Raw genomic sequence first — 13,406 nt, 5'->3', positions numbered from 1 at the left:
GTACCTTCATTCTCCCCTGCTCCCCTGCTCCCCTGCTCCCCTGCACAGGCTTTGAAAGGTGTGGTGAGAAATCCGGGTAGAGCGATGCGTCAGTCCTGACTATGAGTCATCAAGTCGTGATCAATTCTGACTTCTATAGTCTGAGTTCCATTCGATATTAGTCTCGATGTTGAAAGCAAGTGCTATTATTACCTCTGCATACTAAAAGTAAATATTTGGTAGAGAAGCAATTGATTGCATCTTGACACCACAACGCACGTATTTATGCCTACTACCACCTGGAATCGTCATCACGTCATTTCTTTAGCTGACTTTACTACTGCTGAATACAATACTGTTTTGCAAACGGCTGCAAGTTTTCAAGAAGTCCTATCACGGCGGACAAAGAAAGTACCAACTTTGCAAGGACAGGTGGTGGCAAATTTATTTTTTGAACCTTCTACCCGTACACGCAGCAGTTTTGAACTAGCAGCAAAACGTTTAAGTGCAGATACCTTAAATTTTGCGGCTTCCACTTCTTCGATGACCAAAGGTGAGACAATCCTCGATACAGCTAAGACTTATTTGGCGATGGGGACTGATATTATGGTCATCCGTCATAAGGAAGCAGGTGTCCCAGATGCGATCGCTCAAGAAATGGATCGTTTGGGCGTGCGAGTTAGTATACTCAATGCTGGGGATGGTCAACATGAACATCCTTCCCAAGCATTGCTGGATTTATTTACGATCTGCACTTTAGTTGACCGAGATCATCCCAATATTGAAATGTTGGCAGGGAAAAAAATTGCGATCGTTGGGGATATCTTACATTCTCGTGTAGCGCGATCGAATATTTGGAGTTTAATTGCCAGTGGCGCACAAGTACATTTAGCTGCACCGCCGACTTTGTTACCAAAATTATTTGCTGAGTATATATATAGTGGGAGAAAAGATACACTCAATGGTCAACTATTTTTACATTGGCAATTAGAACCAGCCTTGCAAGACGCAGATTTTGTGATGACTCTGCGATTGCAAAAAGAACGGATGACAGCACATTTACTTCCTAGTTTGCGGGAATATCATCAGTTATTTGGCATTACCCGACAAAAATTGCAACTGTGCAAACCTGATGTGAAAGTTCTGCACCCAGGCCCTGTAAACCGTGGTGTAGAAATTAGTTCTGATTTAATGGATGACCCAGAATTTAGCTTGATTCAATCGCAAGTTACTAGTGGTGTGGCTGTCAGAATGGCGTTGTTGTATTTGATTGGTAGTGGGAAGACTTAATTGTTAATTTAGGAAACTTTGTTGGTTCTTCGGTTGTTTTTATGGTGGAGCATTAAAATTACAGTTTCATAGAAAGGATCAAAAACTTAAAACCCATTTACAGCAAAATAAATACAGGCTCTATTTAGGTTTTATTTATTATTCTGTTCCATAAAAGTTCCTGAAGAGCCACTTTGTTTAAGTAGAAAGACAGAATTAAACCTAATTAGAGATTGACTGGTTTCGACACTTCGACATCTGATTATTTAAAAATCCCCTAGCTAAGATTCTTGGTAGTGTAGCAATTTGCCAAACAATTAGATTCCATAAATAGCCATACTGAGGATAACACTTAACTAGCAAAATTTCTGCCATTAAATATAATCTAGTTTCCTTTAAATAACTATCCCGAACAATAAATCTAATTTGTTCTGGCTTAGGCATAGCATGACCAATTATCGTATCTTTTTGATAAAACTTGGCTTGGATAAACAAGCCTAGCAATCTATCCAGACTCCACATAGGTATCCACTTTAACGCACTGGAAACTTGCATGGCTTGTGATAATTCATTCAGTGCTGCTTTAACTCGTTGCGTTTGCCAAATTTTATTATTAAAATTTTCAAAATGAATGCCGTTTTGATCAGTTCTTTTTCTCCAAGGAAAAATTACATAGCGAAAATCAAAGGCTTTACATAAAGGAGCAATTGGTACTTCTAGTAAACCTTTGTAGTTTCCCTGTTTAAATGGAAATGGGTTTTCTGCTGTTTTTTTATCAATTTCCAATTCCTCCAAATTTGGAAGAGATTCCCAGTCTTGTTGAATACGTGATTTATCAGAATGATTAATATTTTCAATTTTTAGTCTTAAAACCCAACTTTCAGGAAACCTTTGAAAGTACTGTGTGGATAATTCTATAATATCAGGATGTACAAAATCATCATCGTCTAATGCCATCACATAATCACTTTCGGCATTAATTAAACCTATGAATCTTTGGATGACTTCCCCTTTGTAAGGACTGATTAAAACCTTCACCCTAGCATCATCTATTTCCTTAATATTTAAATCAGGTGGATAAACTAAAATGAATTTAACTTCACCTTTTACTTGTAATAGCTGATTTAACCAATAATCTGAATAATTGCCGCGTGTAGCTGTAACAATAGTCAAGAATTGTTTGTTGTTCATATTATTATTATATTCTTGATATTTGTACCTGTAAAAAAGCTCAATTAAAATTAGCTTTATTTACTAATATCACTTTTCAATAAAGCCATGTTTAATCATAACTGATTTGCCGGATATGATATTACAAGTTACAATAATTGTAGATACTTATAAAAAATAAATATGTATCAATACAAAGTTTACTAGTCTGCTGAAGTACAAATTTATCTGCCTTTAGCTGTGTTAATTAGGGCTTGCTGATTAAGTGGATAATTTTTGTCTCACGCAAAGGCGCTTGACGATTAACCATCTTCGTTGAGAATCTCTTGCAAACTGAGTAGCAATTCATTCACAGTGTAGGGTTTAGCCAAGAATTTCTTGACACCCATTTTCGTAATTTCCCCTAGTTTCTCTTTTGGTATGAGTCCACTGGTGGCAATAATTTTGACTTGGGGGTTAATTTTTTGTAAGGTACGGATGGCTGTGACCCCATCTAATGAAGGCAACATAATATCCATCAGCACGACACTAATTTTATTGGCATTTTTGGCGTATTGAGCGATCGCTTCAATGCCATCACTGGCAATTAAAGTTTCATAATGATGAGTTTCTAGGGATGTTCTGGTAATTTCTTGAATTGAGGGTTCATCATCTACAATCAGAATCAATTCTCCATGACCAACTTGCAGTGTGATTTCGTCTTGGCTAAAAATTTCCTGTTCACCCACACTCGGCAAATAAACCCGAAAGCAAGTTCCGTTACCGATTTGGCTTTCTACACTCACAAAACCGCCGTGACTTTTCACAATTCCCAAAACGGTAGAAAGTCCTAAACCTGTGCCTTGTCCTACAGGTTTAGTCGTGAAAAATGGCTCAAAAATTCGATCTAAAATTTCCTCTGGAATGCCAATCCCAGTATCACAGACACTCATCACTGTGTAGGGGCCGATTTTGGCATCTAAATTCATCCGGGCGTAATTTTCATCAATTAACAAGTTTGCCGCAGTGATTGTTAAAGTACCACCATCAGGCATCGCATCACGGGCGTTGACGCAGAGATTCATTAACACTTGATGGAGTTGGGTACTATCTCCTGAAACTAACCATAACTCTGGTGATAAGTCAAGGCGCACATCAATCGATTTGGGTAGGGTTTCTTTCAAAATCTTGGCAACTTCGACAATTAAGTGTCGAGGTTGCAAATTGATGCGTTGCCCTTCCACACCCCGCGCAAACGATAATACTTGTTTAACTAAGTCTGCACCTCGTTTGGCATTAATTTCTAAAATCTCTAATAAATGCTGGGTTCGTTCATCAGCATCAGGGAATTTTAAAGGTAATAATTGCGCTCCGGCTAAAATTGGTGTGAGGATATTGTTGAGGTCGTGGGCAATGCCACTGGCTAAAGTGCCGATACTTTCCATGCGTTGGGCGCGAAACAGTTGCGATTCTAGGCGTTTTTTTTCGGTAATATCCGTATCTACTGTTAAAATTGATTGGGGTCTACCTTGGCGATCGCACACCAAACTCCAACGACTCGCTACTAATACCTCTTTACGTGCTTTCGTTCTTTTAGTTAATTCACCTTGCCACTTACCTTTACTGACGACGTTTAACCAAGCTGCTTCAAATTCTGGGTAAGATTCATCAAATAATAACTCACTAACATTTTTTCCCCAAGCTTCTGATGCTTGCCAGCCATAAAGTTTTTCCGCACCTTTGTTCCAAAACAAAATTTTATTCTCTAAATCGCGCACAAAAATTGCATCTGTGGTGATGTCTAATAATGCTGCTTGTTCGCGGATTTTTGCTTCGGTTTGTTTGTTTTCACTGATATCGATACTGGCGCAAGTTATCCCCACAATATCTTGCGACTCATTCCGTAATGGCTCAACAGTCAAATCATAATAGCGAATCCCTTGGGGCGTAGTCAGCAATACTTCGGCTCTTGTGCCTATTCCTGTGGTCAGGACACCTTGTTTAATGGTAGTTAAATTTTGAGCATCTGCATCTGGGAGCAGTTCTGAGTCATGCTTACCCAGCATATCTTCATTTGTCCAGCCAGAAATTGAATTATAAACCCAGGTGTAACGTAACTCTCTATCTTGATTAAATACAAAAATCGGCGAATTTTTCAATGCTACGCGAAACCGTTCCTCGCTCTGGCGCAGTGCATCTTCAATCCGTTGACGCTCAATAGCATAACGCATGGAACGCACAAGCAAATCTCCAGTTACTTGCCCCTTGACTAAATAATCTTGCGCTCCTTCTTGCATAGCGCGGAGTGCTAAAGTTTCGTCATCTAAACCTGTTAGCACAATAATTGGTGTAGTTCTTGCTTGACAAGTTGCCCTTAAAAAAGTGCTAATCCCTTGACTATCAGGTAGAGAAAGGTCTAGTAACATCACATCAAAACTATCTTGCGCTAATAAGTTGAGTGCTGCCGACAATTCCTCAACCGGACGCAAATCTACCTGTGCTGTCTTGACTTCTTTTAATAACTCCTGTAAAAGAAAAACATCGCCAGGGTTATCTTCAACTAATAAGACTTTTATTAATTCTCCTGCCATTTCGATTACTCCGGCGGCAGTTTTACGATCGCAAACCAGAAATTTTCTATGGATTGTACAATTTTAACGAATTGATCAAAATCTACCGGCTTGGTGATATAACAATTAGCCGCTAAATTATAGGCTTTAAGAATATCTTCTTCCGATTGGGAAGTAGTCAGGACAACGACGGGAATACGTTTAAGTTTATCGTCAGATTTAATTTCTGCCAGTACCTCCCGTCCATCTTTGCGCGGTAAATTTAAATCTAACAATACAATATCAGGATGAGGTTTTCGGGCATAGTTGTCTTGCCTACGTAAAAACGCCATCGCCTCTACACCATCTTCCACAACATTGAGGTTAATTGAGATTTTGCTATCTTGTAAGGCAATGCGTGTCAGTTCCGCATCACCAGGATTATCTTCAACTAACAAAACCTCAATTGGCATAATTGATTGTGGATGATTCACGATGGTTGACCTGCTTGATCTGGAATTGTGAAATAGAAGTTCGAGCCTTGGCCCGGTTCTGACTCAACCCAGATACGTCCGCTATGACGTTCTATGATTTTCTTACAAATTGCCAAACCAATACCAGTACCCGGATACTTACTTCTACCATGTAAACGCTGAAAGATTACAAAAATACGTTCAGCATACTGTGTCTCTAAACCAATTCCATTATCACTCACGGAGAATAACCATTCTTGGGGAGTGGGGAGTGGGGAGTGGGGAGTGGGGAGTGGGGAGTGGGGAGTGGGGAGGGGTGAGGGGGATGATGAGGGTGATGAGGGTGAGGGGGGTGATGAGGGTGAGGGGGGTGAGGGGGGTGAGGGGGGAGACAAGGGAGAAGAAACATCTTTGTCTACGTTTCCACCTTGTCTACCTTGTCTCCCTTGTCCCCCTTGTCCCCCTTGTCCCCCTTGTCCCCCTTGTCCCCCTAGCCCCCCATCCCCTTCATCTGCTCGAAATGCACCAATATGAATGCGTGGTGGGATGTTTCGGCGGAATTTGATGGCGTTGGCAATGAGGTTTTGAAAGACTTGTGTGAGTTGTATGGGATCGGCGGTAATTGTGGGGAGATGGTCGTAGGTAATTTCTGCGCCACTATCTTCTATAGCAAATTTTAGGTTAGCGATCGCCTGCTCTACAATTTCTCCACAATCAACTTCTACAAAAGGTTGTCCGCGTGTTGTTACCCGTGAATAATTCAACAAGTCATTGATCAGATTTTGCATTCGCCGCGCCCCATCTACGGCATAGTTGATAAACTGATCGGCAGTGGCATCAAGTTGGCTGCTATATTTCCTCTCTAGTAACTGCAAGTAACTTGTCACCATTCGCAACGGTTCTTGCAAGTCATGGGAAGCTACATAAGCAAACTGTTCCAATTCTGAATTAGAACGGGCTAACTCTTGAACATGGCGAATTTCTTGTTCTAAAAGCTGCGCTTGAGATAAAGCGATACCAATTTGGTTAGCTAACTGGAGTAATAATTCTGTTTCAAAGTTGTTCCAGTGGCGGGGGTGGGCGCACTGATGGGCAATTAATAAGCCCCAAATCCCATCGCGGATGAGAATTGGGACTACGAGGTTAGCTTTGACACCAAACTGCTGCAAAAATTCTCGGTGACAGTCTTGAATATCAGCCGTTGCAATATCAAAAATTGCGCTGATGCGTCCTTGACGATATTTTTCTACATATCTTTCTTGGAAACATGGGTCAAGAATATTTTGTCCTAACACCACAGGCCAACCAGGTAACACAGATTCTTGTACTACTGTACCGGAACCATCTGCCCACAGCCGAAAAATCAACACCCGGTCAGCTTGCAAGAGTTTTTGGACTTCTTGAACTGTGGTTTGCAGAATTTCTTCTAATTGTAGAGATTCTCGAATTTTGAGGGTGATTTCGGCGAATAATTGCGATCGCAAGTTCTGTTTTTTGAGTTCTTCTTCGGCTTGTTTGCGGTCAGTCACATCTAAGGTGACACCAATCATCCGCATAGGTTGATTATCCCCATCATAAATAACAGTACCTCTGGCTAATATCCAATGAATACTGTTATCTGACCAAATACAGCGATATTCTGCCTCGTAATCGCTATGATTTTCTATAGCTTGTCTGACACGCTCTTGCATATCAGAGCGATCGTCAGGATGAATACATTCCAACAGCTTACTATAAGTAAACTCAACTTCTGGCGGTAAACCAAAGTTGACATAGCACTGACTAGAAGCAGCTAATTCCCTTGTTTTCAAGTCAAGTTGCCAAGAACCCAGTTTAGCCGCCTGTAATGCTAACTTCAATCTTTGGTCACTTTCACGCAAAAACTCTTCAGTTTGCTGTTTTTCGACTAAATGCCGCCTGAGTTCTAATTGACTAATTACCTGACTACCTAAAGCTGATAGTGCCTCTATTTGTTGTTGGTTCAACTCTCTTGGTTCTGGGTCAATTGCACAAAGAGTTCCTAATATTTGTCCGTCAGGAGAAACTAAAGGAACGCCAGCATAAAACCGGATATATGGATAACCCGTCACTACCGGATTGACTGCATATTGCTCGTTTTGCAAGGTATCATTAATAACTACAATATCCTGGCGTTCTAAGCAAAGATACGATAAACCAACATTCCGGGGCATTTCTGCCACATCTATACCAAGTTTTGCTTTAAACCACTGACGATTTTCATCAATGAAATTAACCAAAGCAATGGAAGTACCACAAATAAAAGCCGCTAACTGAGCAAGATGATCGTAGGCTGGTTCTGGTTCAGTATCTAAAATCTGATATCGGCGTAAAGCTTCTAGCCTCGCCTGTTCTTGATGATAAGATTCAGGTTGCATTAATTTTTGGGAAAAAACTTAAAAAAAGGTTTGATTAAAAGTCGGGAAAAATTTGATTTTTAATTAATATTTTTTTACTTTAGTTAATAATTTAACTAGCTTTGAGTTTTCAGAGGAGTTTTTTTAGATTTGAAATTAAGCGATCGCCATAAACTTGAATCAAGACTAACGCACAAAGATTGTCTGTAGAGATTGGGTTTAAGGGTGAGAGGGTATGGGGGTGTATGTATTTGTTCAAAACCCTTACACCCTTACACCCTTACACCCTATACATTCACCAAAACCGCCTCGCGCAACTTAGCACTCAACTCGCACATATTACCTGTATTAATTCGATAACTTAACGGGTGTCCAATTAGCCGCGCTGTGCTGTGATACAAAGTCTCTAATTCAATTAAGCCATTTTCGCGCAAAGTCCGCCCCGTAGAAACCAAATCCACAATCGCTTCTGACATTCCTGTAATTGGGCCAAGTTCCACAGAACCAGACAACGGTACGATTTCCACTGGTAAATCTAAACTTTGAAAATATTCCCTAGCACAATTGACATACTTAGAAGCAATGCGGCTGTGGGGCGGAAAATCTAAAGGTGATTTGTAAGGACTGGATGCTTTAACTGCCACTGACATGCGACAATAGCCAAATTGTAAATCAACTAAATGGGCTACCTGTGGCTGTTTTTCTCGCAACACATCATAACCAACAATTCCCAATTGTGCCTGACCATATTCTACATAGACAGGTACATCCTGTGCGCGTACCAACAAACCCTTAGCTTGTCCACTCGCATCAAGAATCTGAAGTTGGCGATTTCCAGAATCTAAAAAAGCACTAAAATCTAATCCTACAGATTGCAACAGGCGGATGCTATTTTTTAGTAGTTCCCCTTTCGGTAGTGCGACAGTCAACATTCTTTTTCTTGATATCCTTAGCGTGTAGACAGTTCATTTATTATTGAGAATATCTCGATTGCTTACCATAAGCAGCATGAGAATTTTATTAGTTGACGATGAAGTAGAATTAACAGACCCCTTAAGTCGCGTGTTAACTCGTGAAGGTTACACCGTAGATGCGGCTTATGATGGGGCTAATGGTAGTCATCTGGCCGCAGCCAGTCATTATGACTTACTAATTTTAGATTGGATGTTGCCAGGAAAAACCGGATTAGAAATTTGCCAAGAATTGCGACGACAAGGCAAAAATACACCTGTGTTGTTTCTTACCGCCAAAGATACCTTAGACGATCGCGTGCAAGGTTTAGACGCTGGTGCAGATGATTATTTAGTTAAACCTTTTGAGTTACGGGAATTGTTAGCCAGAGTCCGCGCTTTATTGCGTCGTGGAGGTTCCCAAATTTATGAAACCACTCCCGAAAGATTAGTTGTTGCTGATTTAGAACTTGATTGCGACAACCAAGTAGCTTACCGCCAAGGACGCATTATTGAACTATCGCAAAAAGAAAGTCAATTGTTGCAATACTTTATGGAACACACAGGACAGTTGCTAACTCACGCTCAAATTATGGAGCATCTCTGGCAAGATGAAGAACAACCAAGTAGCAACGTTATTGCAGCATTAATTCGTCTGTTGCGCCGCAAGATTGAGATGGGGAAAGAAGCTACTTTGATTCACACAGTGTATGGTAAAGGCTATCGCTTCGGTAGTGCTTTTGTTGAGTAAGGCCGCACTTTGAAATTTGGGAGTGCAATATATTATGGTTGAAGTTTTACTGGTTGATATGAGGCGATCGCATTTGGGAATGAAGGGTGTGTTCTCATTCATTTTATCTAAAAATAGCCAATTCTATAGGACGTTCAACAGCCAATTTTTTACGATTAGTTGTGCAATTTTAATAGTTTATTTATTTAGCTAAATTATATAAATTTAAATGCAAATGTATAATTTAATTCATGTGTAATTTGATTAATTTTATCTGTACTGAACTATGGCTAACGTTTTCATAAGCCATCGCAAGGTTGATGGTGAATTAGCAGAAAAGCTGGCTTTGGAAGTTAGTGAAGCTGGGCATCAAGCTTGGTTTGATGAGTGGAAAATCGATGTCGGAGATTCTATTGTTGAGCGCATCAATGAAGGGCTGGAAGGGCTAAGTTACTTAGTTTTGTGTTACTCTTCTTCAGATATGTCGCCTTGGGTAAACCGTGAATGGATGCCAACTTTAGCACGGCAACTCAGTGGATATAGAGTTAAGATTTTACCAGTTTTGCTGACTGGAGGTGAACCACCTGCGATTTTGGCTGATATTAAATATGCTGACTTAACTCAAGATTGGTCTAAAGGTATAGTTGATTTGCTGAGAGCTATCAAATGAACAAAATATTTCAGCAGGTTCTCATAGCCCATGCTAAGGGAGAAGAGGAGTTAGCGGAAAAATTAGCAGAACCTATTCGCAATGCTGGCTATGAAGTTGCTCATCGCGGGACAGTAATGGTGGGAGAATCTTTCGTTGTCGAAGTTTCCAAGGCGTTGAGTAGTAGTAGTCCAGTAGTGCTTTGTGGAACCATGACAGCATTGGGAAGCAAATGGGCGCGTAGAATTGTCTATGCAGCAAGACATGACTATCGAGTGCGTGTTTTTTGCGTACAAATGGATGAAGAAGCTGATGTAGAGGCATTAGCATTTGATGAATGTATTGCTCAATATTGGCAAGCTCCTACAAAAGCAACACAAGATTTAATTACTGCTCTGAAGAAATATTATCCCTTGGAAGTATCTCCAGACTATATAAAAGGCGGAAATGATGCAGAGCAGCGTTACCGCGAACTTGCTTTAGAGAATTGTGACATTATTGACTTAATTAACCTACCAGAATCAGATCGGCACATAGCAACAAAGAAACTTTTACTACGTCGGCTTTACGTTGCACTCCGGGTTAAAGTAGAAATTGCCTCTGACACGGAAGTTGATGAAGCAGAATTGGAGGCAATTGAAAAGCGTCGCATTACCAAACAGCGCATAAGAGCAGGTTGGAGTATTGGAGACACAGACGAAGACGAAGATACAAGTAAGCGGGTTTCAATTGGAGAGAGGCTGGCTAAGGCTAAACGTCTGGTTGTATTGGGAGATCCTGGTGCAGGCAAGACTACGATGGTGCGTTGGATTACTACAGCTTATCTGCTGCGGCTCAAACAAGATTCAGACTGGAAGGATTTGCCGGACGTATCTACACTTCCAGATGAAGATTGGCTACCGATTATTATACGTTGTCGAGACCTTGATGAAACCAGACTTCGTGGTTCACTAGACGATATCCTGGGTTACACCTTGCGTAAAGAGGAGATGAGCGAGGCTGAATGTATTGCTTTACGTGGTATTTTAAAACAAAAACTTCAGCAGGGTACAGCATTATTACTGATAGATGGCTTGGATGAAATCACCGATCCTCGTTTACGCGCTAAATTATGCCAACAGATTGAAAAAATTTCTGATGCTTACAAACAAGCTCCGATTATTGTGACTTCTCGTATTGTTGGCTATCGGGAAATGCGCTACCGTATAGGGCGACAGTTTGAACACGTTACGGTAGCGGAACTAACTAAAGAAGATAAAGACGATTTTGCAAGTCGCTGGTGTGATATTACCGAATTACCAGTGCGACGAGAAAATGCAAAAATAGAATTAATTAAAGACATTCACAGCGCGGAAAGGATTGAGCGTCTCACTGGTAATCCTATGCTGCTAACCACAATGGCACTGGTGAAGCGTAAAGTTGGGAAATTACCGACTCGTCGGCATAAATTATATGCACAAGCTGTAGGTGTACTACTTAACTGGCGCTCTGAAGTAGACGAACCCATAGATGATGATGAGGCGTTACCACAATTAGAGTATATTGCTTATGCCATGTGTCATAGGGGAGTACAGCAACTTCGCCAAGATGAAATAATCGAGTTATTTACACAATTTCGAGAAGAGTATCCCAATCTTCATGAAGTAAAAAAGCACACACCTAAAGAATTTTTGAATTTGTTAGAAAGTCGCACAGGGATTTTAGTGGAAGCGGGTGTTATTCCACATAATGGCCGAGACATTTCCGTATTTGAGTTTCGTCATCTCACTTTTCAAGAATACTTGGCAGGACTGGCACTTGTGCAAGGCCATTTTCCAAACCGCGATCGCACTCTTAACCTTGCTGATTATGTAGCCCCACTTGCTGCCCAAATCCATGAAATAGAATCTTCTCATCCTTTCCGACATAAGGAAGTTGTGGTAACTGAAAACTGGCGGGAAGCATTACGTCTTTGTGTAGCATCTTGTAATGATGATGATGTGGATGATGTTTTACGAGCCATCCTCAAATCGCTTGATGTAGAAGATTCTCTGACTACAGCTCGTCCTCGTGCAGTTTTGGCAACTCTTTGTTTAGCTGATGAGCCTAATGTTAGTGAACAAATAGCTGTGGAAATATTGCAAGAGTTTGTGAAAAATGTTGGTGAGTCGGACGGCAATACACCATTTTCGGAAACTAGTGTAGATACAGCTGTTAAGGAATTAGCTGACTCTCAATGGGCAGCAACACTACGTTTGCTCCTTCTCCAAGAATTTCAACAGAGAGAAGCAAAATATCGAGGCTGTTGTGGTGAACTTTTGGGAATAATTGCCACAGCATCAATGTCAAATGATTCAGAAATTATTCATCAATATTATTTGAAACAAGTATCTCGTCTTAAGTTAAGTCTGGAAGAGTCGATAGAAGCATCTTTTGTCATTAAGCAAATATGTTGGAGGCGAATTATCTTCTCTCAAAGTCATAAATTGCTTTTTGAGGATGTACCTGGAATGGTAGATGCGTTGCTAGAAATGCTTATGGGTAGTACCTCTACCTCTCATGCTGCTGCTGAAGCACTTCGACTCTTAAATTTCAATTTCTCTCCTTTTAGAAAAGGTTGGCAACCATCCCAAAAAGAAAAAGAGCAGTTAATTTCTTTTATTAGTAATCAAGCATCAGATACACAAGCATTGGCTTTAGTATCCAATATTCTAGGTAAAGAACGTGAAAAACAAGCTGTAAAACCCTTAATTGCCAAACTGAATGATGCTGATAATGATGTGCAGCAAGCAGTCGCAAGGGCATTAGGCGAAATTAAGGATAAACAAGCAGTAGAACCCTTAATTGCCAAGCTGAATGATGCTGATAACGATGTGCAGCGAGTAGTAGCAACTGCATTGGGTGAAATTAAGGATACACAAGCAGTAGAACCATTAATTGCCAAGCTGAATGATGCTGATAACGATGTGCGGCAAGCAGTCGCAAGGGCATTGGGTGAAATTAAAGATACACAAGCAGTAGAACCATTAATTGCCAAGCTGAATGATGCTGATAACGATGTGCGGCAAGCAGTCGCAAGGGCATTGGGTGAAATTAAAGATACACAAGCAGTAGAACCATTAATTGCCAAGCTGAATGATGCTGATAACGATGTGCGGCAAGCAGTCGCAAGGGCATTGGGTAAAATTAAGGATACACGAGCAGTAGAACCATTAATTGCCAAACTGAATGATGCTGATAACGATGTGCGACAAGCAGTCGCAAGGGCATTGGGTGAAATTAAAGATACACAAGCAGTAGAACC

Annotated in this window: 9 protein-coding genes; 4 read left to right on the top strand and 5 right to left on the bottom strand. The window is 40.6% G+C overall.

The genetic code is table 11. The annotated features are described in order from the left end of the window. Positions 1-264: 264 nt before the first annotated feature. The gene (locus H6G79_RS18400; protein ID WP_190592824.1) at positions 265-1,269 is read left to right on the top strand and encodes an aspartate carbamoyltransferase catalytic subunit; all 1,005 of its coding nucleotides are present in this window, start codon (positions 265-267) and stop codon (positions 1,267-1,269) included. A gap of 201 nt (positions 1,270-1,470) precedes the next feature. On the opposite strand, the gene H6G79_RS18395 is transcribed toward H6G79_RS18400, so the two are convergent. From H6G79_RS18395 to hisG, 5 genes are all read right to left on the bottom strand, one after another. After that, a complete protein-coding gene (locus H6G79_RS18395; protein WP_190592825.1) occupies positions 1,471-2,439 on the bottom strand; it encodes a glycosyltransferase family A protein in 969 nt (322 codons plus the stop codon). A gap of 281 nt (positions 2,440-2,720) precedes the next feature. Next, entirely contained in the window at positions 2,721-4,988 is a 2,268-nt protein-coding gene (locus tag H6G79_RS18390; RefSeq protein ID WP_190592826.1) for a response regulator, read from the bottom strand. 5 nt (positions 4,989-4,993) lie between these two features. After that, positions 4,994-5,419 carry a response regulator gene (locus tag H6G79_RS18385; protein ID WP_190592833.1) on the bottom strand — a complete coding sequence of 142 codons (426 nt, stop codon included), beginning with the start codon at positions 5,417-5,419 and terminating at the stop codon, positions 4,994-4,996. A 17-nt stretch (positions 5,420-5,436) separates the two neighbouring features. Then, positions 5,437-7,815 carry a GAF domain-containing protein gene (locus H6G79_RS18380; protein WP_191049366.1) on the bottom strand — a complete coding sequence of 793 codons (2,379 nt, stop codon included), beginning with the start codon at positions 7,813-7,815 and terminating at the stop codon, positions 5,437-5,439. 266 nt (positions 7,816-8,081) lie between these two features. Next, positions 8,082-8,726, bottom strand: coding sequence for an ATP phosphoribosyltransferase (gene hisG, locus H6G79_RS18375; protein ID WP_190594939.1), 645 nt, complete (start codon positions 8,724-8,726; stop codon positions 8,082-8,084). A gap of 76 nt (positions 8,727-8,802) precedes the next feature. Here hisG and rppA point away from each other — a divergent pair, with 76 nt between their 5' ends. From rppA to H6G79_RS18360, 3 genes are all read left to right on the top strand, one after another. After that, a complete protein-coding gene (rppA, locus tag H6G79_RS18370) occupies positions 8,803-9,495 on the top strand; it encodes a two-component system response regulator RppA (protein ID WP_190594938.1) in 693 nt (230 codons plus the stop codon). Positions 9,496-9,760: 265 nt separating this feature from the next. Next, entirely contained in the window at positions 9,761-10,144 is a 384-nt protein-coding gene (locus tag H6G79_RS18365; protein ID WP_190594937.1) for a toll/interleukin-1 receptor domain-containing protein, read from the top strand. Next, a partial coding sequence (locus tag H6G79_RS18360; RefSeq protein WP_191049365.1) for a HEAT repeat domain-containing protein occupies positions 10,141-13,406 on the top strand: 3,266 nt, incomplete at its 3' end. The genes H6G79_RS18365 and H6G79_RS18360, both read left to right, overlap by 4 nt.

The sequence above is a fragment of the Anabaena sp. FACHB-83 genome (assembly GCF_014697485.1).
Lineage (GTDB): Bacteria > Cyanobacteriota > Cyanobacteriia > Cyanobacteriales > Nostocaceae > Nostoc_B.
This window is presented reverse-complemented; position numbering and strand designations above follow the sequence as displayed.

Coding starts and splice junctions, on each gene's coding strand:
- H6G79_RS18400 (WP_190592824.1), top strand. CDS start 265: ATGCCTACTACCACCTGGAATCGTCATCACGTCATTTCTTTAGCTGAC.
- H6G79_RS18380 (WP_191049366.1), bottom strand. CDS start 7,815: ATGCAACCTGAATCTTATCATCAAGAACAGGCGAGGCTAGAAGCTTTA.
- H6G79_RS18365 (WP_190594937.1), top strand. CDS start 9,761: ATGGCTAACGTTTTCATAAGCCATCGCAAGGTTGATGGTGAATTAGCA.
- H6G79_RS18390 (WP_190592826.1), bottom strand. CDS start 4,988: ATGGCAGGAGAATTAATAAAAGTCTTATTAGTTGAAGATAACCCTGGC.
- H6G79_RS18395 (WP_190592825.1), bottom strand. CDS start 2,439: ATGAACAACAAACAATTCTTGACTATTGTTACAGCTACACGCGGCAAT.
- hisG (WP_190594939.1), bottom strand. CDS start 8,726: ATGTTGACTGTCGCACTACCGAAAGGGGAACTACTAAAAAATAGCATC.
- H6G79_RS18385 (WP_190592833.1), bottom strand. CDS start 5,419: ATGCCAATTGAGGTTTTGTTAGTTGAAGATAATCCTGGTGATGCGGAA.
- rppA (WP_190594938.1), top strand. CDS start 8,803: ATGAGAATTTTATTAGTTGACGATGAAGTAGAATTAACAGACCCCTTA.